Origin of the sequence: Rothia sp. 27098_8_161, assembly GCF_041432905.1 — a bacterium.
Classification (GTDB): Bacteria; Actinomycetota; Actinomycetes; order Actinomycetales; family Micrococcaceae; genus Rothia.
The window spans coordinates 35,744-59,921 of sequence record NZ_JAPWAL010000001.1; the positions used below are offsets into that span (position 1 = coordinate 35,744).

At 59.8% G+C, this 24,178-nt stretch carries 21 protein-coding genes; all 21 read left to right on the forward strand.

Annotated elements, in window-relative coordinates; translation table 11 throughout:
* The 21 genes from ruvX to yvcK all read left to right on the forward strand — a co-directional run bounded on the left by ruvX (nt 1) and on the right by yvcK (nt 24,105).
* The gene (gene ruvX, locus O3648_RS00135; protein WP_005505922.1) at nt 1–564 is read left to right on the forward strand and encodes a Holliday junction resolvase RuvX; all 564 of its coding nucleotides are present in this window, start codon (nt 1–3) and stop codon (nt 562–564) included.
* On the forward strand, nt 561–1,754 hold the full coding sequence (gene mltG, locus O3648_RS00140) for an endolytic transglycosylase MltG (RefSeq protein WP_279740008.1): 1,194 nt from the start codon (nt 561–563) through the stop codon (nt 1,752–1,754). The genes ruvX and mltG overlap by 4 nt, the downstream gene beginning before the upstream one ends.
* A gap of 276 nt (nt 1,755–2,030) precedes the next feature.
* Complete coding sequence (locus tag O3648_RS00145; RefSeq protein WP_371567660.1) at nt 2,031–2,966, forward strand: shikimate dehydrogenase; 936 nt, start codon at nt 2,031–2,033, stop codon at nt 2,964–2,966.
* A gap of 119 nt (nt 2,967–3,085) precedes the next feature.
* Entirely contained in the window at nt 3,086–4,303 is a 1,218-nt protein-coding gene (aroC, locus tag O3648_RS00150) for a chorismate synthase (RefSeq protein WP_279790283.1), read from the forward strand.
* Nucleotides 4,303–5,790 carry a shikimate kinase gene (locus O3648_RS00155; RefSeq protein WP_371567663.1) on the forward strand — a complete coding sequence of 496 codons (1,488 nt, stop codon included), beginning with the start codon at nt 4,303–4,305 and terminating at the stop codon, nt 5,788–5,790. The genes aroC and O3648_RS00155 overlap by 1 nt, the downstream gene beginning before the upstream one ends.
* A gap of 25 nt (nt 5,791–5,815) precedes the next feature.
* On the forward strand, nt 5,816–6,946 hold the full coding sequence (gene aroB / locus O3648_RS00160) for a 3-dehydroquinate synthase (protein WP_371567666.1): 1,131 nt from the start codon (nt 5,816–5,818) through the stop codon (nt 6,944–6,946).
* Between the two features lie 226 nt (nt 6,947–7,172).
* Nucleotides 7,173–7,736: an elongation factor P gene (gene efp / locus O3648_RS00165; RefSeq protein WP_279740000.1), complete on the forward strand. Its 564-nt coding sequence runs from the start codon at nt 7,173–7,175 to the stop codon at nt 7,734–7,736.
* Nucleotides 7,736–8,146 (forward strand): transcription antitermination factor NusB, encoded by a 411-nt coding sequence (nusB, locus tag O3648_RS00170; RefSeq protein WP_005505934.1) that lies wholly within the window; start codon nt 7,736–7,738, stop codon nt 8,144–8,146. The genes efp and nusB overlap by 1 nt, the downstream gene beginning before the upstream one ends.
* A gap of 708 nt (nt 8,147–8,854) precedes the next feature.
* Nucleotides 8,855–9,529 carry a bifunctional pyr operon transcriptional regulator/uracil phosphoribosyltransferase PyrR gene (gene pyrR, locus O3648_RS00175; protein WP_371567669.1) on the forward strand — a complete coding sequence of 225 codons (675 nt, stop codon included), beginning with the start codon at nt 8,855–8,857 and terminating at the stop codon, nt 9,527–9,529.
* On the forward strand, nt 9,526–10,527 hold the full coding sequence (locus tag O3648_RS00180; protein WP_371567672.1) for an aspartate carbamoyltransferase catalytic subunit: 1,002 nt from the start codon (nt 9,526–9,528) through the stop codon (nt 10,525–10,527). Before pyrR ends, O3648_RS00180 begins: the two co-directional genes overlap by 4 nt.
* Nucleotides 10,528–10,557: 30 nt before the next feature.
* Nucleotides 10,558–11,859: a dihydroorotase gene (locus tag O3648_RS00185; RefSeq protein ID WP_279790292.1), complete on the forward strand. Its 1,302-nt coding sequence runs from the start codon at nt 10,558–10,560 to the stop codon at nt 11,857–11,859.
* Nucleotides 11,860–12,076: 217 nt separating this feature from the next.
* Nucleotides 12,077–12,616, forward strand: coding sequence for a hypothetical protein (locus O3648_RS00190; RefSeq protein ID WP_371567675.1), 540 nt, complete (start codon nt 12,077–12,079; stop codon nt 12,614–12,616).
* 143 nt (nt 12,617–12,759) lie between these two features.
* The gene (carA, locus tag O3648_RS00195) at nt 12,760–13,947 is read left to right on the forward strand and encodes a glutamine-hydrolyzing carbamoyl-phosphate synthase small subunit (RefSeq protein ID WP_279754085.1); all 1,188 of its coding nucleotides are present in this window, start codon (nt 12,760–12,762) and stop codon (nt 13,945–13,947) included.
* The gene (gene carB, locus O3648_RS00200) at nt 13,948–17,268 is read left to right on the forward strand and encodes a carbamoyl-phosphate synthase large subunit (RefSeq protein ID WP_279739987.1); all 3,321 of its coding nucleotides are present in this window, start codon (nt 13,948–13,950) and stop codon (nt 17,266–17,268) included. It abuts the gene before it with no gap.
* Entirely contained in the window at nt 17,268–18,125 is an 858-nt protein-coding gene (gene pyrF / locus O3648_RS00205; RefSeq protein ID WP_279739985.1) for an orotidine-5'-phosphate decarboxylase, read from the forward strand. Before carB ends, pyrF begins: the two co-directional genes overlap by 1 nt.
* Before the next feature lie 439 nt (nt 18,126–18,564).
* Nucleotides 18,565–18,945 (forward strand): integration host factor, actinobacterial type, encoded by a 381-nt coding sequence (mihF, locus tag O3648_RS00210; RefSeq protein ID WP_279789061.1) that lies wholly within the window; start codon nt 18,565–18,567, stop codon nt 18,943–18,945.
* Nucleotides 18,946–18,986: 41 nt separating this feature from the next.
* On the forward strand, nt 18,987–19,544 hold the full coding sequence (gene gmk / locus O3648_RS00215; RefSeq protein ID WP_279739981.1) for a guanylate kinase: 558 nt from the start codon (nt 18,987–18,989) through the stop codon (nt 19,542–19,544).
* Nucleotides 19,545–19,811: 267 nt separating this feature from the next.
* Entirely contained in the window at nt 19,812–20,270 is a 459-nt protein-coding gene (gene rpoZ / locus O3648_RS00220) for a DNA-directed RNA polymerase subunit omega (protein WP_279739979.1), read from the forward strand.
* Nucleotides 20,271–20,301: 31 nt separating this feature from the next.
* Nucleotides 20,302–21,696, forward strand: a complete 1,395-nt coding sequence (locus O3648_RS00225) for a bifunctional phosphopantothenoylcysteine decarboxylase/phosphopantothenate synthase (RefSeq protein ID WP_371567681.1) — start codon at nt 20,302–20,304, stop codon at nt 21,694–21,696.
* Nucleotides 21,697–22,029: 333 nt separating this feature from the next.
* Nucleotides 22,030–22,944: an RNase adapter RapZ gene (gene rapZ / locus O3648_RS00230; protein WP_279739975.1), complete on the forward strand. Its 915-nt coding sequence runs from the start codon at nt 22,030–22,032 to the stop codon at nt 22,942–22,944.
* A gap of 108 nt (nt 22,945–23,052) precedes the next feature.
* On the forward strand, nt 23,053–24,105 hold the full coding sequence (yvcK, locus tag O3648_RS00235; RefSeq protein ID WP_279739973.1) for a uridine diphosphate-N-acetylglucosamine-binding protein YvcK: 1,053 nt from the start codon (nt 23,053–23,055) through the stop codon (nt 24,103–24,105).
* Nucleotides 24,106–24,178: the final 73 nt, after the last annotated feature.

Below are 24,178 nucleotides of genomic sequence, written 5' to 3' on the forward strand. Positions count from 1 at the left end.
ATGGCAGAATTCCAGCGCGGAGTGCGGATGGGCGTCGATGTGGGTAATGCTCGCGTCGGCACCGCCCTCAGCGACCCCGACGGCATCCTTGCCACCCCGCTCAAGACATTACGCCGCGACGCGAAGAAGAACTCTGACCGCCGTGTTTTGCGCAAGCTGATTGAGGTGAACGAGGTGGTGGAGGTTTTCGTCGGGCTTCCGAAGACCATGCGTGGTGGGGATTCTCCCTCCACGGAAATGGCTAGGGAGTACGCGCAGGCTCTGCGCTCCGAGCTGGATGCCGAAGAGAAAACACATATTAATATTTGGCTGGTGGATGAGCGACTCACCACCGTGAGCGCTCACCGTGCACTGCACGAGGCTGGGGTTTCCAGCCGAGATTTCAAGACTATGGTTGACCAGGTGGCGGCTGTGAACATTTTGCAGTACAGCCTGGATGCCCTCAAAGCGGGGCAGTCCGTAGCCGGGTACAAGGTGAGCGATCCGGCCCACGAAGAAAACCGACCGTCCGAGTCAGAAGGGACCGCGGTTGGTGCCGTCAACGAAACGGAGAACCTTCAGTGACCGAACAGAATAAACAGCCCGAAGAGAGCGGGCTCGACCTCTTTAGGCCTACGGCTGAGGACGAACGTAAGGGTATTACCGGCATTACGATGGAACAGGAAATCGTGTCGGTGGCTACGTTGCGTGCGCGTAAGCGCCGCCGCCGCGCCGTTTTGCTGAGCGCAATTTCCCTGTTTGTCGTGGCTCTGGTCATCATTTCTGGTGCCCTGATTACTCGCTATGACCCGTTCAAGAATCGTGACTACTCGGGTGGCGGTAACGGCATGACCGTAACTTTCACGATTCGTTCCGGCCAGTCCACCGCGCAGGTGGCTGCTGAGCTAGAAAATGCTGGCGTCATTGCTGATGCTGATAAGTTCCTTGAGGTGTACGCCAAGGAGAGCAAGGGTAAGTACTTGCAGCCTGGCACCTATGAATTGCAGCAGCACATGAGCAGCTCGAACGCTATCAACACGATTATTCAGGCGAACAGCAACGTACTGTACCTGGCTATTCCTCAGGGTAAGCGCGTGAGCGAGACCATCGATCTGATTGTTTCTGGCTCCGATGGCGCGTTCACCCGCAAGCAGGTTGAGGACGCGATCAGCAACTACACCCAGTACGGCGTGCCGAGCAACTTCCCGTCGATTGAGGGCTGGTTGCACCCGGGTGAGTACCGCTTCCCGAAGGATACCGACATCAAGAAGGTTATTCAGACCATGGTTGATAAGACCAAGGCTGACCTGAAGGAAGCCGGTGTGAGCGGCGATCAGAAGATCTTTGAGGTTCTGACTATTGCCTCTATCGTGGAACTTGAGGCTCAGCCGAAGGACTACGTGGCGGTTGCAGGCATCATTGAGAACCGTCTGAACAACCCCGACGGTGAGACCTCGGGTCTGATTCAGTCGGATGCGACCGTGACCTACGGTCTGGGTGTCCGCTCGTACCACCTGACTGAAGAGCAGAAGGCCGATAAGAGCAATAAGTACAATACTTATGCGAATAAGGGTCTTCCTAAGGGTCCGATTGGTTCCCCGCAGCTGGCTTCGATTAAGGCTGCTGCAGCTCCCGAGAAGAACCCGTACTTCTACTGGGTGACTGTGAATCTGGATTCCGGTGAGACCAAGTATTCCCGCACTTATGCTGAGCACCAGCGTTATGTTGAAGAGTACAACCAGTGGTGTTCTAAGCACCCGAACCGTTGTAGCTAAGCTGTAGCTGATTGGTTCAGCAGGTAGCTACGATTCGGTAGCTTTGGACTGAAGGTTCTTTGCTGAGGCGGGTACCGCCTCCACGAGAGTGGGGGAGGTGCCCGCCTTTGCTGTACCCGAATGCTGGGTCGTGCTCGGGTGGTGGGCTGTACCCGAATAGTGGTTTGTCCCTTAAAATGGGTAGAGTGCGCCTATGAACGTGGGTTCGTGGCGTGCGTGTCCGCAAAGCCCCAAGCGTTGAGAGCATTCCCCAGCGTTGAGAGCGAGAGAGTACCGATGAAGACTGAGCCGTACCGTGAAGCCCCGTATCTTCGCCGTGCCTACGTGCTGGGGCACCCGATTTCCCATTCCCTGTCACCCGCGTTGCATCGTGCGGCGTATGACTTTTTGGGTGAGCAGAATTTGGGGTATGAGCGCCGCGATACTTTGCCTGATGATTTGCCGGCGATGATGCACGGTGTGCGACACCCGGACGGTACGGAGGATGCTCCGTATATTGCAGGTCTGTCGGTGACGATGCCGTTGAAGACCGCGGTCATCCAGTATTGCGATGAGATTAGCGAGATGGCGCAGGTGACCGGTGCGGTGAATACGGTGTATCCGCGTGGTGAGAAGATTCTGGGGCATAATACGGACGTCATTGGTATTGTGAACGCGCTGCGCCACGCCGGTTTGGAACCGGAACCGCTCAAGGATTCTGCCGCGATTGTGGGTGGGGGAGCGACCGCTATTTCTGCTTTGGCGGCGCTGCACGCGCTGGGGTACCGCCGCGTGAGCGTGTACGCCCGTTCGTTGCATAAGCTCGGTAGTGTGCAGGAGGCGGCGGGCCGCCTGGGTGTTCAGCTGGAACAGATTACGTTGGCTGATTTGCCGCAGAATCTTGCTGAGCGCGGTCATCACCCGGTGGTGTCTACTCTTCCGGCTCATGCGGCGGATGAGTGGGCGAGCCAGCTGAGCGGGTTGAAAGGTGCCTCCGCGACGCACCGGCCGGTACTGCTCGATGTTGCGTATAACCCGTGGCCTTCGGTGCTGGCGAGCGCCTGGGAGGCGAACGGCGGTACGGTGGTTTCTGGCCTGGAGATGCTGCTGTATCAGGCGGTGGAGCAGGTTCTGATTTTTACTGACCGCACCCTGTCTGAGGGTGAGCTGCTGGGCTTGGTGAATGCGATGTGTGCGGCGGTTGATCTTGCGCCTCGTGCTTCCGTTTCGTGAAAAAAGCGTGCTTTCACTCGCTCAGTAAACAGGCATTTTATACACTATTTATACACGTGAAGAATTATTATTCCTTCCTCCTGCGCTGCGGTGCGGGTGCGATGAAAAGAGGTTAACCTATGGCCCTGCGTTGGCTCACTGCCGGAGAATCCCACGGCGAGGCGCTCGTCGGCATTATTGAGGGCGTACCCGCCGGTGTGGAACTCACCAGCGACATGGTGCGTGACGCCCTGGCTCGCCGCCGCCTCGGCTACGGCCGCGGTGCCCGCATGAAGTTCGAGGAGGACCGCGTGCGCATCCTGGGCGGTGTGCGTCACGGCCTGACTCAGGGCGGCCCGGTCGCGATTGAGATTGCGAACACCGAGTGGCCCAAGTGGACTGACGTGATGAGCTCCGACCCGGTGGATCCGAAGCTGATTGAGGGTCGTGCGCGTAACGCTGCGCTGACTCGTCCGCGCCCCGGTCATGCCGATTTTGCGGGTATGCAGAAGTACAACTTCTCTGAAGCTCGCCCGGTGCTGGAGCGCGCCTCCGCGCGTGAGACTGCGACCCGCGTAGCTCTTGGCGTGGTTGCCGCACAGATTTTGAAGGCTCTGGGTGTTGAGCTGGTTTCTCACACCGTAGCTGTGGGTGGCGTGCACGCTCCTGAGGGTGCCCCGGTACCTTCGCCCCGCAACGTTGAGGAGCTGGACGCTGACCCGCTGCGCTGCTTCGACAAGGCAACCTCCGACGCGATGGTTCAGCGCGTGGATGAGGCGCACAAGGACGGTGAGACTCTCGGCGGTGTGGTTGAAGTGCTCGCGTACGGTATGCCTCCCGGACTGGGTTCGTACGTGCACTGGGACCGCCGCTTGGACGCGCGCCTTGCCGCGGCTCTGATGGGTATTCAGGCCATTAAGGGCGTTGAGGTTGGCGACGGTTTCGCGACCGCTGACCGCCCCGGCACTGCAGCTCACGACGAGATTTCCATTGGCGAAAATGGCGTCACCCGCGATACCAACCGTGCAGGTGGTATTGAGGGTGGTATGAGCATCGGTGACCTGCTGCGTGTGCGCGCGGCAATGAAGCCCATTGCGACCGTGCCGAAGGCCCTGAAGACCATTGACACGTCCACCGGTGAAGAGGCCCGCGCCCACCACCAGCGTTCGGACGTGTGTGCTGTTCCCGCCGCTGGCGTGGTGGCGGAGGCTATGGTCGCCCTAGTGCTCGCTGAGGCGGCACTGGAGAAGTTTGGTGGCGACTCCATGGGTGAGACTCGCCGCAACATGGATTCCTACCTGGACGCTATTCCGGCGTCTCTGGCTTGGGAGTCTAACGTGGCTGGTTGGGACGCGTAGTGCCCCTTCCTGCGGAGTCTGAGGGCAGCGGCGTGAACGGTTGTGGTTCCGGGGCGGTTTCTGTGGAACAGAGTGTCCGCCCGGTCGCTTCGAGCCCCCTCGCGCGTATTGCTGCGGCAACGCAGCGTGCGCGAGGGGGCGCTTCGCCGCGCCCGGAATCTGGTGTATCGGAATCCGTATCTGCCACGGCTGAGCAGGCTGTTGAGTGTGAGGATTCCTCCCGTCCGGCCTTTCGCGTGCCCACCCCGGCTGACCTGATGCATTCTGGTACCCGCCCCGTGCCTGCCGCTACTATGGCGAGCACGCAGGGTGTGCGCCTGTACGCTTCCTCGGTGTCTGAGGATGCTGACCCGGCACTCGGTCTGGGCGAGGACCTGCGCCTGAAGCTGCTCAGCGCCCTGCAGGGCATGGGCACCGACGAAGAGGAGCCCCGCAAGGAGCCCGCGAAGGCGGAATCACCTAAGCCGCCTGTGTCCAAGCCTGCAGCTCCGAAGCCGGCTGCACCTAAACCTGCCGCGCCCAAGCCGGCACCTGTAAAGCAGGTACAGCCTGCAGAGGCGGCGGGGGAGAGCGCTACCGCTCCCGTGCAGAAGACTGAACCGCAGTCTGCCCCCGTAGCCCCCATAGCCGCATCCGCAACTCCCGTAGCTGTGCCCGCGGCTGAACCGGCCAAGCCGGTTCGTCCGACTCCGGCGCTGTTCGGCAAGGTTCAGGTTGCCGCACCCGCAGTACCCGCCGTGGAAGCAGAGAGTCAACCAGGGGAGAATCCCCTCGAAGCTTTCGAACTGCCCGCAACTTCCGCTGAATCTGCGGCACCCGCAGATATTGCAGCGTCGGAAGAACTGGGCGCGCCGGAAGAAACCCCCGCAGAAGACGAGTCCGCCGGCGGCGCTCGCATCCACCCGCAGCAGGTGCGTGAAATGCACGAGAACTTCGCGGAACGCGCCCGCCCCATCGTGCTCATCGGCCCCATGGCGGCAGGTAAGACCTATATTGGTACGCACCTGGCGCGTTTTTACGGCTACGAGTTCCTCGACGCCGACCAGCTCATCGTGGAACGCTACGGCGAAGTCTCCGAAATCTTCGAGATTTTCGGTGAGACGCACTTCCGCGAGCTCGAACGCAAAACCATCGAAGAGGTCCTCACCTCGCCGGTGTACCGCAATACGGTGTTCTCCCTGGGCGGTGGCGCACCCATGACCGATTCGGTTGCGGAGCTGCTCAAGGACGAATGCGTGGTGTACATCCTCGTTGATGCTGACACCGTCACCCCGCGCATTACCGGCAGCAAGACCCGCCCGCTGCTGCAGCCGAACCCGGTGGAGCGGTGGACCGAAATTTTTGAGCGTCGCCGCAGCCGATACGAAGAGCTGGCGCACTTCACCCTGGACGCACGAGGCGGCCGCCCTATCACGGAGATGACCGCAGAAATCCAGGCGTACGTGACCGCAATCCGTACTTCCCGAGCGCAGCACCCCCAAGCATAACCCCTCACCTGTGAAAGGACACATGATGAGCACTCAGCCCGCCCCCACTTTCGGTGCCTCCGGCGCGGAAGATATTACCCGCATCCCGGTGACCGGCAGCTCCCCGCGTGAGAACTATGAGGTTCTCATTGGCCACAACCTGCTCGGTAAGATTCCCGAAATTCTGGGCAACCGCACCAAGAAGGTGCTCGTGATTCACCCGCGTGCCCTGCGTTCCACCGGTGAGCTGGTCATGGAAGACCTACGTGCCATGGGATACGAATCGTTCAGCGCCGAAATCCCGGATGCTGAGGAGGCGAAGCACTACCAGGTGGCGGCGTTCTGCTGGCAGGTGCTCGGCCAGAACGACTTCACCCGCACCGACGCAATCATCTCCGTGGGTGGCGGCGCTATTACCGACGTTGCCGGCTTCGTGGCGGCAACCTGGCTGCGCGGCGTGCGCGTTATTCACATTCCGACCACCCTGCTCGGCATGGTGGACGCTGCCGTGGGCGGTAAGACCGGCATCAACACTGCCGAGGGTAAGAACCTGGTCGGCGCGTTCTGGCCGCCCGCCGCGGTACTCTGCGAGATCGGCACCCTGCGCACCCTGCCCGAGAACGAGCTGCTGACCGGCATGGGTGAGATCGTCAAGTGCGGCTTCATCGCAGACCCCGAAATCCTCGACCTGATTGAGGCGAATCCGAACGCCGTGCGTGACTCGCAGTCCGCCATCATGCGTGAACTCATTGAGCGTAGCGTGCGTGTGAAGGCTGAGGTCGTCTCCGAGGACCTGCGCGAATCCGGCCGCCGCGAAATCCTGAACTACGGCCACACCCTCGCCCACGCCATTGAACGTAACGAACGCTACCAGTGGCGTCACGGCGCGGCAGTGTCCGTCGGCATGGTCTACGCCGCCGAACTGGCGCTGGCAACCGGCCACGCCGACGAAGAACTCGTGGCACGCACCCGCCGCATCCTCGAATCCTTGGGTCTGCCCACCTCCTACAAGGCAGATGCATGGCCCCAGCTGCTCGAAGCAATGCGCCGCGACAAGAAGGCACGCGGCAACCTGCTGCGCTTCATCATTCTTGACGGTTTGGCTCGCCCGCGCGTCTACGAGGTGCCGGACGACTCGATCCTGTACATGACCTACCAGGAGATTATCTCCGAGTAGGCCTGAGTCCCGTACAGTCACCGCCACGCACCCGCCACACGACTGCCAACATATGGCAGTCAGCATGCGGTAGCCGGGCGGGGTGCCACAGCATCTGTGGTGCCCCTGCTAGGCAAATTCGTGCGCATCCTGTAGAATGTACTGGACATATTTTTGCTTATTGAAAACTTAGCGCCGCGCCGGGTACCACTACGGCGTGAGCGTCGATGACACGAAGGAGAGCCCCATGGCATCCACTACCGATATTAAGAACGGCGCCGTCCTGAAGATTGACGGCAACCTCTGGTCCGTCGTAGAGTTCCAGCACGTTAAGCCCGGTAAGGGTGGCGCATTCGTCCGCACCAAGCTGCGCAACGTTACCTCCGGCAAGGTCGTCGATCGTACCTTCAACGCTGGCGCTAAGATTGAAACCGCAACCGTTGACCGCTCCGACTACCAGTACCTGTACCAGGACGGCGACGACTACGTCTTCATGGACATGAAGACCTACGACCAGATCAATGTTCCCGCAACCGTTGTTGGCGACGCAGCAAACTACATGCTCGAGTCCCAGACCGCAACCATCGCGCTGAACGAGGGCACCCCCCTGTACATTGAGCTGCCCGCATCCGTGGTCCTCGAAATCACCTACACCGAGCCCGGCCTGCAGGGTGACCGCTCTACCGGCGGCACCAAGCCCGCAACCGTTGAGACCGGCTACGAGATCCAGGTTCCCCTGTTCCTGGAGACCGGCACCAAGGTCAAGGTTGACACCCGCACCGGTGAGTACCTCGGTCGCGTGAACGACTAATGAATTCGCGTACTAAAGCCCGATTGCGCGCCCTCGAAGTGCTCTTCGAGGCGGATCAGCGCAACGAAGATTATATTGAGGTACTCCGCCGCCGCCGACTGTACACGGTAGCGCAGATTTCTGCTTACTCTGAGGAAATCATTCGTGGCGTCCGCGACCACGATGAAGAAATCCGTGAGTTTGTGGAGACTTACGCCCGTGACTGGTCCTTCGAGCGTATGCCCGCCGTGGACCGTGCCGTGCTGCGTATTGGCACTTGGGAGCTTCTCTACAATGACGAAGTTCCGGATGCTGTCGCAATTTCTGAGGCTGTCGGTCTGGCGCGTGTGCTGTCCACGAATGAATCTCCGAAGTTCGTGAACGGTCTGCTGGATAAGCTCCGTCAGGTGAAGCCGACCCTGCTCGCGTAAGACATCCCGCCGCGGCCTGCTCGCCAGCCCGTAGCTGGTTGGTTCGCTGCCGTTGTTGAGGATGCGCCCGCAGGGGAGCGTACGTGAAACCCCCGCCATGCTGTAGTTCGCTACAGCACGGCGGGGGTTTTCTGTGTCTAGGTTGCGCTTGGTTGGTGCAGTTCTGCGTTGGGGTCCGCATTTGGTGTGGATGCGCTCACGGAAGTTGAAGTACTTGATTCAGCACTGACCTGCGCGCCACCGGAACATGCAGACAGGGTGAGTATCATTGCTGCAGAAAGTGCGGCAATAGAACTACACGTGGTACGACTAAACATCATTGTTAGTTCTTTTCTGGGGTGTGGTTGTGTAAACCGCAGAATCATCCACACAACAACGTATGGAATTCAGTGGAATGTTATCGGTTGATGCCATTACCCTAACAAATATCCACAGAGCGCACACCCTAGCGTATTGTTTGTTCATTTTGCCAATTTTCTATTCATTTCAGCGTAGTTAAGGGTGTCCCGAGATGTACACGGGGGTACATATCGGCATACAGATGGGGGCTCCACCTATTGCACTGTGCCTAATTCTCTGAAGTATTCCGGCAGCCATCTCGCCGTGAGCGGTCTCTCGCCGAACCTGAACGTAGCCTGTGAACTGTGGTACCCTACTAGAAGCACAAAACCTTTAAATCCGTCCCGTGAGGCGGGGAAGGAGACGGCTATGCCTGGGTCAACTGTACCCACATCCGGCGCGAATCAGGGGCGAAATCTAACCGCAGCCCCCCATTTGGCAACCCCTCAAAGCACCTCCGAGGACGCGACCACCGTCGGCCGCACCATCCTCAGCGAGGACGAAATCCGCCGCGCCCTCACCCGCATCGCCTACGAAATCATCGAAACCAATAAAGGCGTAGAAAACCTCGTACTCATCGGCATCCGCTCCCGCGGCGTGCCCCTCGCCGTACGACTCGCCGCCCGCATCCAAGCCATCGAGCCGAACTTCACCGCAGAAACACGACTCGGCGCCCTGGACATCACCGCTTATCGCGACGACCAACCTACCTCGCCCAACGGCACCAACTCCCCAGAGAACACAGGGGAGAGCATCATGCCCAGCATCGGCATTGAAGGTAAAACCGTAGTCCTTGTTGACGACGTCCTCTACTCCGGCCGCACCGTACGTGCCGCCCTCGACGCACTCAACGCCCACGGACGACCCGCCCTCGTACGCCTGGCAGTCCTCGTAGACCGCGGACACCGGCAACTACCCATCCGCGCCGACCACGTGGGCAAAAACCTGCCCACCAGCGCCAGCGAAACCGTGCGCGTCGTACTGACCGAAACTGACAACGCAACAGACCGAGTCGATATTATCCAGCTGGGAGGGCTCTCATGAAGCATCTGCTCGACACCCGCGAACTAACCCGCGAAGAAGCCATCGAAATCCTTGACGTCGCCGACTACATGGCGCAGGTCAAAGCCGAAAACCGCACCCTCAACGTGCTCAACGGCAAGACCGTCGTCAACCTCTTCTTCGAGGACTCCACCCGAACCCGCCTCTCCTTCGAAGCCGCGGAGAAGCGCCTGGGTGCAACCGTCACGAACTTCTCTGCTTCTGGATCCTCCCTGTCTAAGGGCGAGTCGCTCAAGGACACCGCACAGACTCTCAAGGCGATTGCCGCGGATGCTTTCGTGATCCGCCACTCGGCATCCGGCGCACCGCAGCGCCTCGCCGAGGCAGGCTGGACTGATATCCCCGTGCTCAACGCGGGCGACGGCACCCATGCGCACCCCACCCAGGCACTGCTCGACGCCGTATCCCTGCGCCAGTACAAGGCAGAACGCGACGGCCTCGATAGCCCCCGCGGCACCGACCTGTCCGGTATGCGCGTGCTCATCGTCGGCGACATCCTGCACTCGCGCGTGGCACGCTCCAACCTCTGGCTGCTGACCACCCTCGGCGCGCAGGTCGTCTTCGTCGCACCGCCGACCCTACTGCCGCTGAACACTGCCTCCTGGGTTGAAGAAGCTGGCGTAGAAATCTTCCACGACTTCGACGAAGCCATTGCCACCAACCCCGATGCCGTCATGCTGCTGCGCATCCAGAAGGAACGCATGAACGCCGCGTACTTCCCCTCCGCAGAGGAGTACACCGACCTGTGGGGCCTGACCGCCGAACGCTTCGCAACCCTGCAGGCACAGCCGCAGCCGGTCGCAATCCTGCACCCGGGCCCCATGAACCGCGGCCTGGAGATCTGCTCCGAAGCCGCCGACGCCACCAACTCCTGGGTCCTGCGCCAGGTCAGCAACGGCGTGGCGCTGCGCATGGCGGTGCTCTACCTGCTTCTAACCGACGGCTCCAGCGCCAAACTCGACGCCGGCGACGAATCCTAAACGACCTTCCTAACGAGAGGAACCAACACCATGAGCAAGTACCTGATTAAGGGCGCAAGCCTCTACGGCGAAAAGGTCGCCGACATCCTCATCGAGGACGGCGTGATTAGCCGCATCGCAGAGAACATTGATGCCGCAGACGCACAGGTTGTCGAGGCGGCAGGCCAGGTGGCCCTGCCCGGCCTGGTTGATATCCACACTCACCTGCGTCAGCCCGGTTACGAGGCATCCGAAACCGTCGAGACCGGTACCCGCGCAGCAGCCCTGGGCGGTTACACCGCAGTGTTTGCCATGGCAAACTCCATGCCCGTGGCAGACACCGCCGCAGTGGTTGAGCAGGTTGACCGCCTCGGCAAGGAATCCGCATGGTGCCGCGTGCAGCCCATCGGCGCAGTGACCGTGGGCCTGAAGGGTGAGCGTCTCTCCGATATTGGCGGTATGGCGAACTCCATCGCGAACGTGCGTGTGTTCTCCGACGACGGCATGTGCGTGTACGACCCCGCCGTGATGCGCCGAGCCCTCGAATATGTCAAGACCTTCGACGGCGTCATTGCGCAGCATGCGCAGGAGCCACGCCTGACTGAAGGCGCCCAGATGAATGAAGGTAAGGTGTCCGCTGACCTGGGTCTAGCCGGCTGGCCCGCCGTCGCTGAAGAGGCAATCATTGCCCGCGACGTGCTACTGGCTGAGCACCTGGACTCCAAGCTGCACATCTGTCACCTGTCCACCAAGGGCTCCATTGAGGTTGTGCGCTGGGCTAAGTCCCGCGGCGTGAAGGTGACCGCGGAGGCAACCCCGCACCACCTGCTGCTCACCGACGAGACCGCACGCACCTACGACCCGGTCTTCAAGGTGAACCCGCCGTTGCGCACCGAAGAAGACGTCATGGCGCTGCGTCAGGCAGTTGCTGACGGCATCATCGACGTGATTGGTACCGACCACGCACCGCACCCGGCAGAGACCAAGGAATGCGAGTGGGCGTGTGCCGCGAACGGTATGACCGGTCTGGAGCAGGCACTGTCCATCATCCAGATGACTCTGGTTGACACCGGCATGATTACCTGGCGCGATGTGGCACGCATTCTCTCCGAGGAGCCCGCGAAGATTGGTCGCCTGGACCATGAGCAGGGCCGCCCGCTGGCCGAAGGTGAACCGGCAAATATTGTGCTGGTTGACCCGAAGGCAACTCGCGTGATCAAGCCGGAGGAGCAGGCAACCAAGGGTAAGAACAACCCCTACCGCGGTATGGAGGTGCCCGGCTCGATCCGTGCAACCTTCTACGCCGGCCACCCGACCGTGCTGAATGGCGAGCTGGCAACCCCGCGCCGCTAACCCGCGAGGCGAACCACGAAGTAACCGTGCCTGGCGGTGGTAGGTTCACGCCTGCCACCGCCTCGCGAGGAATACAGCCTCGTGGGAGCTAGTAACGGCTAGTAGCGGGGGAGAAACCTCCCCGAAACACGACCGGAACCACCAGCGCAAAAACACCCCTCCCTATCAACCCAGGCCGAGACAATCGACCGAGACCCAACCGAAAGAGAGAACCTTCGTGGGAAAGTTCCTGACCGCTATCATCTGCATCGCCCTGGTTGCGCTATGCATCTACGGCATGTGGCATGGATGGCGCTCGCGCCTGGTACGCCAGGCGAACATGTTCGGCTCCCTCAAGGAAGTTCCCGAACGCTACGAGGGCATGACCGCTGACGCTGCTTTCGAGGGCGAGTACGTCAGCACCACGATATTCGGTAACTGGCTGGACCGCGTGGGGTTCGATTCGCTCGGCTTCAAGAGCAAGTCCACCCTGCTGATTTATCCGGACAGCATCATCTTCACCCGTAACGGCGCGAAGGACCTGTGGATTCCAGCGAAGAAGCTCGCAGTCATCACCACCGACCGCGGTATGGCAGGCAAGATTGTGGAGAAGAACGGCCTGGTTGTGATTGGTTGGACCCTGGACGGTCACCGCGTGCAGACTGGCTTCCGCACCCGCTACGCCGAGGATAAGCAGGCGGTACTGCAGGAGCTACGCCGCATCGCCCCGAACGCGGTAGATGCGCCCGAGAAGTGGGCGGCAGAACCGGAAGCCTAACCCCCGGACAAACCGCGAAACGTATAGATTTGGCCTAGCGGCAGGGGAACAACCCGCCGAAGGCACCATAGACTACCCCGGAACCTGCACGGTAGAGGCCGCACAGGAAGCGGGGGAGAACACCAGAGAAAAGGAAGAAGAGCATGACTGACATGACACGATCCGGCGCCCTGCGTACGGACCGCGCGCTGCTCGTCCTGGAGGACGGCACCGTCTACCGCGGCTATGGCTACGGCGCAACCGGCGCGTCCCTGGGCGAGGCGGTTTTCTCGACCGGCATGACCGGCTACCAGGAAACCCTGACCGACCCCTCCTACGCGGGTCAGATTGTGGTTCAGACCGCTCCGCATATTGGCAACACCGGCGTGAACACCACCGACGCTGAATCCCGCAAGATTTGGGTTGCTGGCTACGTGGTTCGCGATGCCGCACGTGTGGCATCCAACTGGCGTTCTGAGCGCACCCTCGACGAAGAGCTCATCGAGCAGGGCATCATCGGTATTCAGGGCATTGACACTCGCGCTCTGACCCGCCGTCTGCGTTCGAGCGGTTCGATGCGTGCTGGCGTGTTCTCCGGTGAGTACGCAGAACGCTCTGAAGCTGAACTGCTGGAGGAGGTGCGCGCCTCCGAACCGATGGCCGGCCGTAAGCTTGCTGACTCCGTTTCGGTTGATACCGCCTACACCGTTGAGCCGCACCAGTTCAACTGGTTCGCGCCCCCGGTTGCAACCGTCGTAGCCCTGGACCTGGGCATTAAGTCGATGACCCCGCAGCGTTTTGCTGAGCGTGGCGTGCGCGTGCACGTGCTGCCCGCAAGCGCAACCCTCGAGGACATCTACTCCCACAACCCCGACGGAGTGTTCTTCTCCAACGGCCCCGGTGACCCGGCAACCGCTGACGAGCAGGTTGAGCTGCTGCAGGGCGTGCTGCGTAAGGGCACCCCGTTCTTCGGTATCTGCTTCGGTAACCAGCTGCTGGGCCGTGCGCTGGGCTTCGGCACCTACAAGCTGCCCTTCGGTCACCGCGGCATCAACCAGCCGGTCATGGATAAAACCACCGGCAAGGTTGAAATCACCGCGCAGAACCACGGCTTCGCTGTGGACGCGCCGATTGGCGACTACGTGACCGCACCGAACGCCGAGTTCGGTCAGGTCATGGTCTCCCACGTGGGTCTGAACGACAACGTGGTTGAGGGCCTGACCTGTAAGGATATCCCCGCCTTCTCCGTGCAGTACCACCCCGAGGCTGCTGCGGGCCCGCACGATTCCGCCTACCTCTTTGACCGTTTCATCGACCTGATGGTCGCAACCAAGACTGCAAAGGAAGCATAAATGCCTCGTCGTACTGACCTTAATAGCGTCCTCGTCATCGGTTCCGGCCCCATCGTCATCGGTCAGGCAGCGGAATTCGACTACTCCGGCACTCAGGCACTGCGCGTGCTGAAGGAGGAGGGCGTACGCGTCATCCTCGTTAACTCGAACCCGGCAACCATCATGACCGACCCCGAGTTCGCGGACGCCACCTACATTGAACCCATCACCCCCGAGGTGATTGAGAAGATCATCGCTAAGGAAAAGCCGGACGCAATCCTGCCGACCCTGGGTGGTCAGACCGCACTGAACGCGGCAATCTCCCTGGATGAGCGCGGCGTGCTCGCCAAGTACAATGTTGAGCTCATCGGCGCGAACATTGAGGCGATTAACCTCGGTGAGGACCGTGAAGCATTCAAGGGCGTGGTGGAACGCGCCGGCGGCGAGTCTGCACGCTCGGTGATCGTTCACTCCATGCCGGAGGCGTTGGAAGCCGCTAAGGAACTGGGCTACCCGATGGTGGTCCGCCCCTCCTTCACCATGGGTGGTCTCGGCTCGGGTATGGCGTACAACGAGGAAGACCTCTACCGTATTGCCGGTGCCGGTATTCAGTACTCGCCCACCAGCGAGGTTCTGCTGGAGGAGTCCATCCTCGGCTGGAAGGAATACGAGCTGGAGATGATGCGTGACACTAACGACAACGTCGTGGTCGTCTGCTCCATCGAAAACTTCGACCCCGTGGGCGTGCACACCGGTGACTCCATCACCGTGGCACCCGCACTGACCCTGACCGACCGTGAGTTCCAGAAGCTGCGCGATATCGCAATCAACGTGATTCGTGAGGTTGGCGTGGACACCGGTGGTTGTAACATCCAGTTCGCGATTGACCCGAAGACCGGCCGCATCATCGTCATTGAGATGAACCCGCGAGTGTCTCGTTCCTCGGCGCTCGCGTCGAAGGCTACCGGCTTCCCGATTGCGAAGATTGCGACCAAGCTGTCCCTGGGCTACACCCTGGATGAGATTCCGAACGATATCACTCAGAAGACCCCGGCATCCTTCGAGCCGACCCTCGACTACGTGGTCGTGAAGGTTCCGCGCTTCGCGTTTGAGAAGTTCCCGGCTGCTGACCCGACCCTGACCACCACCATGAAGAGTGTTGGCGAGGCTATGGCCCTGGGCCGTAACTTCACCGAGGCTCTGCAGAAGGCGATGCGTTCGCTGGAGCAGAAGGGCGCGTCCTTCTCATTCAAGCCGCTGACCCTGTCTGAGGCTGAGCTGGCTGAGCTGATTGAGAAGACGAAGATTCCTACCACTCAGCGTATCTATCAGGTTCAGCAGGCTCTGCTGGCTGGTGCTACCGTGGAGCAGCTGCACGAGGCTACTAAGATTGACCCGTGGTTCCTGGATCAGCTGGTGCTGCTGAATGAGGTTGCCGGTGTGGTTCACGCTAAGCGTGACCACCTTGATCCGGAGACCTTGAAGCTGGCTAAGCGCCACGGTTTCTCGGATGCTCAGATTGCTGAGATTATCGGCTCTTCTGAGGATGTTGTGCGCGGTGTGCGCCACGCTCTGGGTATCCGCCCGGTCTTCAAGACTGTTGACACCTGTGCTGCCGAGTTTGAGGCATTCACTCCGTACCACTACTCCTCCTACGACCTGGAGGATGAGGTTACGCACCACGAGAAGCCCTCGATTATGATTCTGGGTTCGGGCCCGAACCGTATCGGTCAGGGTATTGAGTTCGATTACTCCTGTGTGCACGCTTCGCTGGTGCTGCGTTCGCTCGGCTACGAGACCGTCATGGTCAACTGCAACCCTGAGACTGTTTCAACTGACTACGATATTTCAACTCGCCTGTACTTTGAGCCGCTGACCCTTGAGGATGTACTTGAGATTGTTGAGTCGGAGCGTCGTACCGGCGGTCTGATGGGCGTGTTCGTTCAGCTGGGCGGTCAGACTCCGCTGAAGCTGGCTCGTGCACTGAAGGATGCGGGTGTGCCAATTCTGGGCACCACCCCCGAGGCTATTGACCTGGCTGAGGACCGCGGTGAGTTCTCCCGCGTGCTGGAGGAGGGCGGCCTGATTTCGCCCAAGAACGGTACCGCGTTCACTTTCGAGGGTGCTAAGCGCATCGCTGACGAGATTGGTTACCCGGTTCTGGTTCGTCCTTCGTACGTGCTGGGCGGCCGTGGCATGGAGATCGTCTATGATGAGGCGAACCTGGCACGCTACCTGGAGAACGCTACCGAGGTTTCGCCTTCGCAGCCTGCTTTGATTGATAAGTTCCTTGAGGACGCTATCGAGATTGACGTTGACGCCCTGTTCGACGGCGAGGAGCTGTACCTGGGCGGCGTCATGGAGCACATTGAGGAAGCTGGTATTCACTCGGGTGACTCCTCCTGTACTCTGCCTCCGATTACTCTCGGCCCGGACATCATCGCGAAGGTGAAGGACGCTACCGAGAAGATTGCTCGCGGTACCGGTGTACGCGGCCTGATTAACATTCAGTTCGCGTACGTGTCGGAGAACCTGTACGTGATTGAGGCGAACCCGCGTGCGTCTCGTACTGTTCCGTTCGTGTCGAAGGCTACCGGCGTGCAGATGGCTAAGGCTGCTGTGCTGATTGGTCTGGGCAAGAGCATTGCGGAACTGAAGGCTGAGGGCTACCTGCCGTCGAACATGGATGGTGCGTCCCTGCCTGAGGAAACCGCGATTGCTGTGAAGGCTGCGGTTCTGCCGTTCGCTCGTTTCCGCACTCCCGAGGGTGTTGTGGTGGATTCGCTGCTGAGCCCGGAGATGCGTTCGACCGGTGAAGTCATGGGTCTGGATAAGCACTATGACACCGCATTCGCGAAGGCTCAGGCTGGTGCTGGTTCGCCGCTGCCGACCTCCGGTAAGGTGTTCATTTCGGTGGCTAACCACGATAAGCGTAATGTCATTATTTACGCGAAGATGCTGGAGTCGCTGGGCTTTGAGATTGTTTCGACCGGTGGTACTGCTGAGATTCTGCGTCGTAACGGCCTGAACTCGATTCTGGTGGCTTCGAAGTTCGCTGAGGCGAATGGCGACCACTCGATTGTGGACATGGTCCGCAATGGTGATATTGACCTGATTCTAAACACCCCTGCCGGTGGTGCTGCTCGTAGCGATGGTTACGAGATTCGTGCCGCTGCGGTTTCGGTGGGCTGCCCGGTTATGACCACCATTTCTGAGTTCGCTGCGGCTGTTCAGGCGATTACTGCTCTGCGTGAACACAGCTGGGACATCATGAGCCTGCAGGAGCACGGCGTTCAGCTGGCTGCTGCTGTGGATGCTCGTTCCGAGGGTGGCGAGGAGTAATGTCCGCTGCTTTTGGTGATCGTCTGGCGAAGGCGATGGCGGAGCGCGGCCCGCTGTGTGTGGGTATTGACCCGCATCCGAACCTGTTGGAGCAGTGGGGTCTTGAGGATTCCGCTGCCGGCCTGGCTGCTTTTACTGAGGCAGTCTATGAGGGTTGCGCCCCGTTTGCGGCGACGTTGAAGCCTCAGGTGGCGCTGTTTGAGCGTCACGGTTCGGCTGGCCTTGCTGTGCTGGAGGCACTATTTGCCCGCGCTGCCGCTGATGGTGTGCTGATTGTTGCTGACGCTAAGCGTGGCGATATCGGTTCGACCATGAAGGCGTACGCGGATGCGTGGCTCGGCTCCTCGTCGCCGCTGGGTACCGATTCGGTGACTTTGAGCCCGTATCTGGGTTTTGAGTCGCTGCGTCCGGCACTGGATTTGGCTGATGAGAATGATCGCGGCACTTTTGTGCTGGCGCTGACCTCGAACCCTGAGGGTAAGAGCGTTCAGCACGTGGGCGCATCGGAGTCTGAGGGCGCTGTGGCTAAGCGTATTATCGCTGCGTCTACCGCTGAGAATGCTTCCCGCCAATGGGAGCAGATGGGCCCGTGCGGTCTGGTCGTTGGTGCGACTGTTGGTCAGGCGCTGGTTGATTTGGGTATTGACCTGAGCGTGTTCAACGGCCCGATTCTGTCGCCTGGTTATGGTGCGCAGGGTGCTTCGGCAGCTGATCTGTACCGCGTGTTTGCTGGCGTTGAGTCGCAGGTGCTGGTAAATTCCAGCCGTGGCGTGCTGGCTGCTGGCCCGTCAGTTGAGGGCTTGGCGCAGGCTGCGCAGGCGGCTCGTAATGACCTGTTGGCGGCTCGCGGCGCATAGTTTGCGTGTTGTGTGAGAGGGGCGTGTGCTCCGGGTGGATTCTGTTGAGGGTCTGTTCGGGGTGTGCGCCCCTTTTGTGTGCCCATTTTTCTTGCCGGTGGTTTGGGCCGATAGCACTACAATTGTGGCTGTTCTATCGCATTTTTTGTACATCCTGATGCATATTTTGCCGCTACATACTCGCGCCAATGCGAGTTTGCTCACCTCTGTAGTGGGGGAGTACGCCTGCTCTATGAGGTGTGTGCGTGGCTCCGCTTTTGATAGAGCGAATACTCCGCTATGCTATAGGGGTACTCCCCGATATTTACGTGCTGACGTGCGTAGACGCATTGTTGGTGCGAGTGTGAGTGCCGCGGATGGAATGAAGGTTCTCACGCTATCCGTGTTATATTAGTTGATAGGTAAAATTCTATAACTCGCAGAAATGGGGGACCCAACCATGCCGCTGACTCCGCTAACTGAGGATGCGCGCGCCTCCGCCCGCGAGAAGGCAGTACTTGCCCGAGCACACCGCCAGGAAATTAAGCGTGCACTGAGTGAACGTGAACTTTCTGTGCGTCAGGTACTCGATATGGTCGATTCCGACCCTGCGCTGGCTAAAATGCCGGTGGGGCAAATGTTACGCGCACTTCCGGGCATTGGTGCCGTTCGAGCTGAACGTATCATTGAAGAACTTCATATTGCACCGACTCGCCGCCTTGGCGGCCTGGGTGTACACCAGCGTCGCAAGATGGTGGAGTACTTCAACCGTAATTCGCGGTATTTGAACCGCGCACGTCGTAAGACTGCTGGTAAGTCTTCCGAGTCTTCTCAGTCCTAATACCTCGTGCCTTCAGTCGATGAGGGTGCAGTAAGGAAGCTATGTTTCAGCCGACTCTCACCGTACTGGCTGGCCCCACTGCTGTTGGCAAGGGTACGGTGTGCCAGTACATTCGTGAGAACTATCCGAACGTGTGGTTCTCTGTTTCCGCTACTACTCGTGATCCTCGACCCGGTGAGGTTGACGGTACTCACTACTATTTCGTTTCGATGGAAGAGTTTGACCAGATGATTGCTGACGGTCAGATGCTTGAGTACGCTGTGGTGCACGGTAAGAACAAGTACGGTACTCCGCGCGCTAAGGTCCAGGAGGCCCTGGACGCTGGCCACCCGGTGATTCTTGAGATTGACCTGCAGGGTGCTCGCCAGATCCGCGAGGCCATGCCTGACGCCCGCCTGATTTTCTTGGCTCCTCCGAGCTGGGATGAGCTGGTATCACGTCTGGTAGGTCGAGGTACCGAGAGTGAGCAGGAGCAGGCTCGTCGCCTTGAAACTGCGAAGGTTGAGCTGGCTGCCGAGAAGGAATTTGATATCACGGTTGTCAACGACACTGTCGAGCGTGCAGCGAAGGAGATTGCTGAGTTGATTGGCGCTGCCTAATCTGCATGTTTTGCGTTTGCGATGAGGCTAGAATTTCTTCCGACCTGTAGTTCCGCCGTGAGATGTTGTGAAGGGTGGGGGTTTCGAAGAGTTTTCTTCGGGCCCCCACCTTTTTGTATGGGCTGGTACGTGCGTTTTAGCCGTTGAGAGGGTAGAATAGTTCTTTAGTTTTGACCGTGCCCTCAGTATGCCCGGTTTGCGCCATGGCGCGAACGGTATGTGGGGACGTTCGGTACGTACATTCCATCAAGCTATTTGGAGTTTTTAGTGGCAAACGAAATCAAGGAACACGAGGACTACAACTTCGTTGACGGCGTCGCTCCCGAGGGCATCGTGAGCCCCAGCGCTGACGCGCTGATTGAGAAGGCGGAGTCCAAGTACGGCCTGGTGATTTTCGGTGCCCGCCGTGCACGCCAGATTAACGCGTACTACGCTAACCTGCAGGACAATACTGCTGCGCACGTTGGCCCGCTGGTTGACGCTGAGTCGAACGAGAAGTCCCTGTCGGTGGCAATGCGTGAAATCATTGCTGACCGTGTTGTGTCGGAGCACCACCCGGACGCAAAGTTTGACGAGGACGGCTACCCCGTTCCCGAGGATCTGTCCGCTGTGATTGATTTCAGCGCGGCTGAGTTCTCCGGCGCTATCGAGGAGGAGTACATCCCCGCAGGTAGCGAAGAGGTTATTGCCATCGAAGAGGTTATCCTCGACGAGTCCGCTGAGTAATCTGCTTTTTATAAGGATTCTATAACGTACCATGCGCATTATCGTTGGTATTGGAGGGGGCATTGCTGCGTATAAGGCGGCGATGCTCCTTCGTCTTTTTGTGAAGAATGGCGACGAAGTTATCGCCATGCCCACCCCGAACGCGACGAAGTTCGTGGGTGTTCCGACTCTGGAGGCGCTGAGCGGCAACCCCGTCTCAACGGACGTGTTTGACCGTGTGCCGGAGGTGAACCACGTGCGTCAGGCTGAACAGGCTGACGCTGTGGTGATTGCCCCGGCGACCGCTGATTTGCTGGCTCGTTTGGCGGCTGGTCGTGCGGATGATTTGTTGTCCTCTACGGTGTTGACCACGCACGCCCCGGTGATTTTGGCACCCGCGATGCATACCCAGATGTGGGAGCATCCGGCGACTCAGGCAAATGTACAGACTCTGCGTGCGTGGGGTTATCACGTGATTGAGCCTGCGATTGGGCGTTTGACGGGCCCGGATTCTGGTCCCGGTCGTATGCCTGAGCCGGAGGATATTTTCGCAGTCGCGCTGGATGTGATTGCTCGCTTCCCGAAGGGTCGGGTGCACCCGGTGTACATGCCCGGTTACGCGCCGACTGAGCCCCTGTACACGGGTACGGAGCAGGAGCGTATGGCGGCGGCACGTGCGGCGACCCTGACTTCGGTGCTGCTGGGTCAGGCAACTGGCGCATCTGAATCGCTGCATGGTCCTCTGGCAGGTCGCCTCGTGGTCATTACCGCCGGCGGCACCCGTGAGGCGCTGGACCCGGTACGCTTCCTCGGCAACCGTTCGACTGGTAAGCAGGGCGTAGCCCTGGCGGAGGCGGCACGCGACCTGGGCGCGACCGTGCACCTGATTGGCGCGAACCTTGAGGTTCCCGCACCCGAAGGTGTACAGGTGACCCGCGTGGTGAGTGCCCTGGAGCTGCGTGAGGCGACCCTTGAGGCGAGCGCGGCGGCGGATGTGCTGATCATGTCTGCGGCGGTGGCTGATTTTAGGCCCGCCGAATTTGCCGAGTTCAAAATTAAGAAGAGCGCCGATTCTGAGGATGCGCCGGTGATTCAGTTGGTGCGTAACCCGGATATTTTGCGTGAGGTCGTGGTTCGCCGCCAGCAGGCTCGTGAGGCGGGGGAGAGCACCCCCGGTCCGAAGCTCATTGTTGGTTTTGCAGCGGAGACCGGTTCGGCGGAGAAGACTCCGTTGGAGCTGGGTCGTGAGAAGCTACAGCGTAAGGGTACGGACTTCTTGGCGGTTAATACAGTGGGCGTGAATCGTGGTTTCGGCACGGACGATAATGCGATTACGCTGCTGTCGACTCTGAATGATGAGGTGCCGGTGTTCTCCGGTTCGAAGAAGGAACTGTCGGTGCGTCTAGTGGAGCATGTGGCAGCTTTCCTACCTGAGCTTTCTGCCTGAGGCGACCTGCGCATCCGCATAAAGTTTCGCAGCGTCTATAGTGTAGAGCCCGTGCGGTGCCCCCTGTGGGAGGTATGGTGCGGGCTTTGCTGTACCCTCCGTGGCTCCGCTGTACCCTTATGACTCTGCTACCCGTCTCTTTCTGCAGACCCCCTTGTAGAGCATTATGCGCAAGCACTTGTGATGCGGGTTTCTTTCTTCTGGGGTTCTGTCGGGAGAGCGCCTCATATTTCTGTCATACTGGTGAAATTTCTGACCGTACCCCCGAACCGTCAGATAAAGGTCTAGTATCATAGCATAGAGACAATTTCGCGTTGAAGGGGACGAAGAACCATGTCCGAAAATCAGAGCAAGCCCACTACGGTACAGCCCGTCCAGAGCGAGGAACGTCCTCAGATTCTGGTCATTACTGGTATTTCTGGTGCAGGCCGTAGCACTGTCGCAAATGTACTGGAGGATGAGGGCTGGTACGTCATTGATAACATCCCCCCGCAGATGCTCGGTTCCCTGGCTGAACTGGTGACCCGCGACGGTGCACGAGTGCCAAAGGTGGCGCTCGGTATTGACGTTCGCGCCCGCGCCTTGTTCTCTGATTTGCCCGCTGCAATTGAGACTTTGCGCAAGTCAGATATTGATTTCTCCATGCTCTTCCTTGATGCCAAGGACGAGACCATTATTGCCCGTTATGAGGCTCAGCGCCGCCCGCACCCGTTGCAGGGTGAGGGCCGCGTCCTCGACGGCATCCGTGCTGAGCGCACGCTCTTTGAGGGTCTGCGTCTTGCATCTGACCGCACCATTGACACCACCGGCATGAACGTTCACGAGCTGGCTCGTACTGTGCGTGAAATGTTTGCTGAGGGTGCAGATAAGAAGCTGAACCTGACCGTGATGAGCTTCGGCTTCAAGTACGGTGCGCCTTCGGATGCTAACTACATGGCTGATATGCGTTTCATCCCGAACCCGCACTGGGTTCCGGAGCTGCGCCCCCTGACCGGTCAGGACGCCCCGGTGCGCGACTACGTGCTGGAGCACGCTGGTACCGAGGAGTTCATCAGCAACTATCTTGCGGCTCTTCGCCCCGTACTTGAGGGCTACCGCCGTGAGGGTAAGTACTACGCCACCATCGCAATTGGTTGCACCGGTGGTAAGCATCGTTCCGTGGCTGTGACGGAAGAACTGGCTCGTCGTCTCTCTGCTTTCGGTGAGCTGAACGTGAATGTTCAGCACCGTGACAAGGGCCGCGAGTAAGTTCCGCCCGGCGCGTCTCAACCACCGCGTCGTGATTCATTAGCCGCCGTCCTGCCCCGCATCCGTGGGGCCGGCATACCATTCCTTCCGGGTATATGAGGTATTACTATGTCCACCCATTCGACCAGTTATGACACTCAGGGTATTCCGCGCCTGCCGACTCTGCCGACTCAGGCTCTGCGCCTGTTGAAGACCACGCACCGTTCGCCTAAGGTCACGGCGATGGGTGGAGGCCACGGGCTGTACGGTTCCCTTTCTGCGCTTCGCCACGTCACGCCTGATTTAACGGCCGTTGTGACGGTTGCTGACGATGGCGGCTCGTCGGGTCGTTTGCGTGAGGAGATGGGTATTCTTCCTCCCGGGGACTTGCGTATGGCGCTTTCTGCGCTGTGTGATGACACCGATTGGGGTCGCACGTGGCGTGATGTGATGCAGCATCGTTTTAGCGCGCCCGAGGGTTATGAGGATGAGTTCCCGCTGGATTACCATGCTCTCGGTAACCTGCTGATTGCTACTCTCTGGCAACTGTTGGATGACCCGGTCGCCGGTCTGGACTGGGCGGGTGCTCTACTGAATGCGCGCGGCCGCGTGCTGCCGATGGCGCTGGATCCGATGATCATTTACGGGACCGTGTTGCGTGAGTATAACGGTGGCGGTATCGAGCGTGTGAAGGTGGTCGGCCAGGTGAACCTCTCGAAGGAGGAACGCGTTCACGATATTGGTCTGACCCCGGAGAATGCTCGCCCCTGCCCAGAGGCACTCTCCGCTATTGAAGAATCCGACTGGATTGTTTTGGGTCCGGGTTCGTGGCGTACGTCGGTTCTGCCGCATCTGCTGCTGGACGCTCAGCGTGAGGCGATTATCCGCACGGAGGCACGCCGTTGCGTGGTTATGAACCTCTCCGACGATAGGGAGACGGTCGGCTTTACCCCGGCAACGCATCTGGAATTGTTGCGCCAGTACGCCCCGAAGCTTCACCTGGACGCGGTGATTGCTGACGCTGACATGCAGGCTAATCACCAGTCCGAGCTGGAGCGTGAGGCTTCTGCGATGGGTGCGAAGGTTGTGTGGGCGCATCTGCGTTCGAGCTCCCAGCCGAACGTGCACGACCCGCTCAAGCTTGCGGCTGCGTATAACGAAGCGTTTGAGCTGAGCTCTTAGATTGACTGGCTTGGATGTGCAGCTCAGGTGTACTGCTTGAGCTGGCTATTTTGGTGCGCCCTTCTCCTGATTT

Coding starts and splice junctions, on each gene's coding strand:
- carA (WP_279754085.1), top strand. CDS start 12,760: ATGACTGACATGACACGATCCGGCGCCCTGCGTACGGACCGCGCGCTG.
- carB (WP_279739987.1), top strand. CDS start 13,948: ATGCCTCGTCGTACTGACCTTAATAGCGTCCTCGTCATCGGTTCCGGC.
- pyrF (WP_279739985.1), top strand. CDS start 17,268: ATGTCCGCTGCTTTTGGTGATCGTCTGGCGAAGGCGATGGCGGAGCGC.
- aroB (WP_371567666.1), top strand. CDS start 5,816: ATGAGCACTCAGCCCGCCCCCACTTTCGGTGCCTCCGGCGCGGAAGAT.
- efp (WP_279740000.1), top strand. CDS start 7,173: ATGGCATCCACTACCGATATTAAGAACGGCGCCGTCCTGAAGATTGAC.
- O3648_RS00145 (WP_371567660.1), top strand. CDS start 2,031: ATGAAGACTGAGCCGTACCGTGAAGCCCCGTATCTTCGCCGTGCCTAC.
- yvcK (WP_279739973.1), top strand. CDS start 23,053: ATGTCCACCCATTCGACCAGTTATGACACTCAGGGTATTCCGCGCCTG.
- O3648_RS00180 (WP_371567672.1), top strand. CDS start 9,526: ATGAAGCATCTGCTCGACACCCGCGAACTAACCCGCGAAGAAGCCATC.
- nusB (WP_005505934.1), top strand. CDS start 7,736: ATGAATTCGCGTACTAAAGCCCGATTGCGCGCCCTCGAAGTGCTCTTC.
- ruvX (WP_005505922.1), top strand. CDS start 1: ATGGCAGAATTCCAGCGCGGAGTGCGGATGGGCGTCGATGTGGGTAAT.
- O3648_RS00185 (WP_279790292.1), top strand. CDS start 10,558: ATGAGCAAGTACCTGATTAAGGGCGCAAGCCTCTACGGCGAAAAGGTC.
- gmk (WP_279739981.1), top strand. CDS start 18,987: ATGTTTCAGCCGACTCTCACCGTACTGGCTGGCCCCACTGCTGTTGGC.
- aroC (WP_279790283.1), top strand. CDS start 3,086: ATGGCCCTGCGTTGGCTCACTGCCGGAGAATCCCACGGCGAGGCGCTC.
- rapZ (WP_279739975.1), top strand. CDS start 22,030: ATGTCCGAAAATCAGAGCAAGCCCACTACGGTACAGCCCGTCCAGAGC.
- pyrR (WP_371567669.1), top strand. CDS start 8,855: ATGCCTGGGTCAACTGTACCCACATCCGGCGCGAATCAGGGGCGAAAT.
- O3648_RS00225 (WP_371567681.1), top strand. CDS start 20,302: ATGCGCATTATCGTTGGTATTGGAGGGGGCATTGCTGCGTATAAGGCG.
- mihF (WP_279789061.1), top strand. CDS start 18,565: ATGCCGCTGACTCCGCTAACTGAGGATGCGCGCGCCTCCGCCCGCGAG.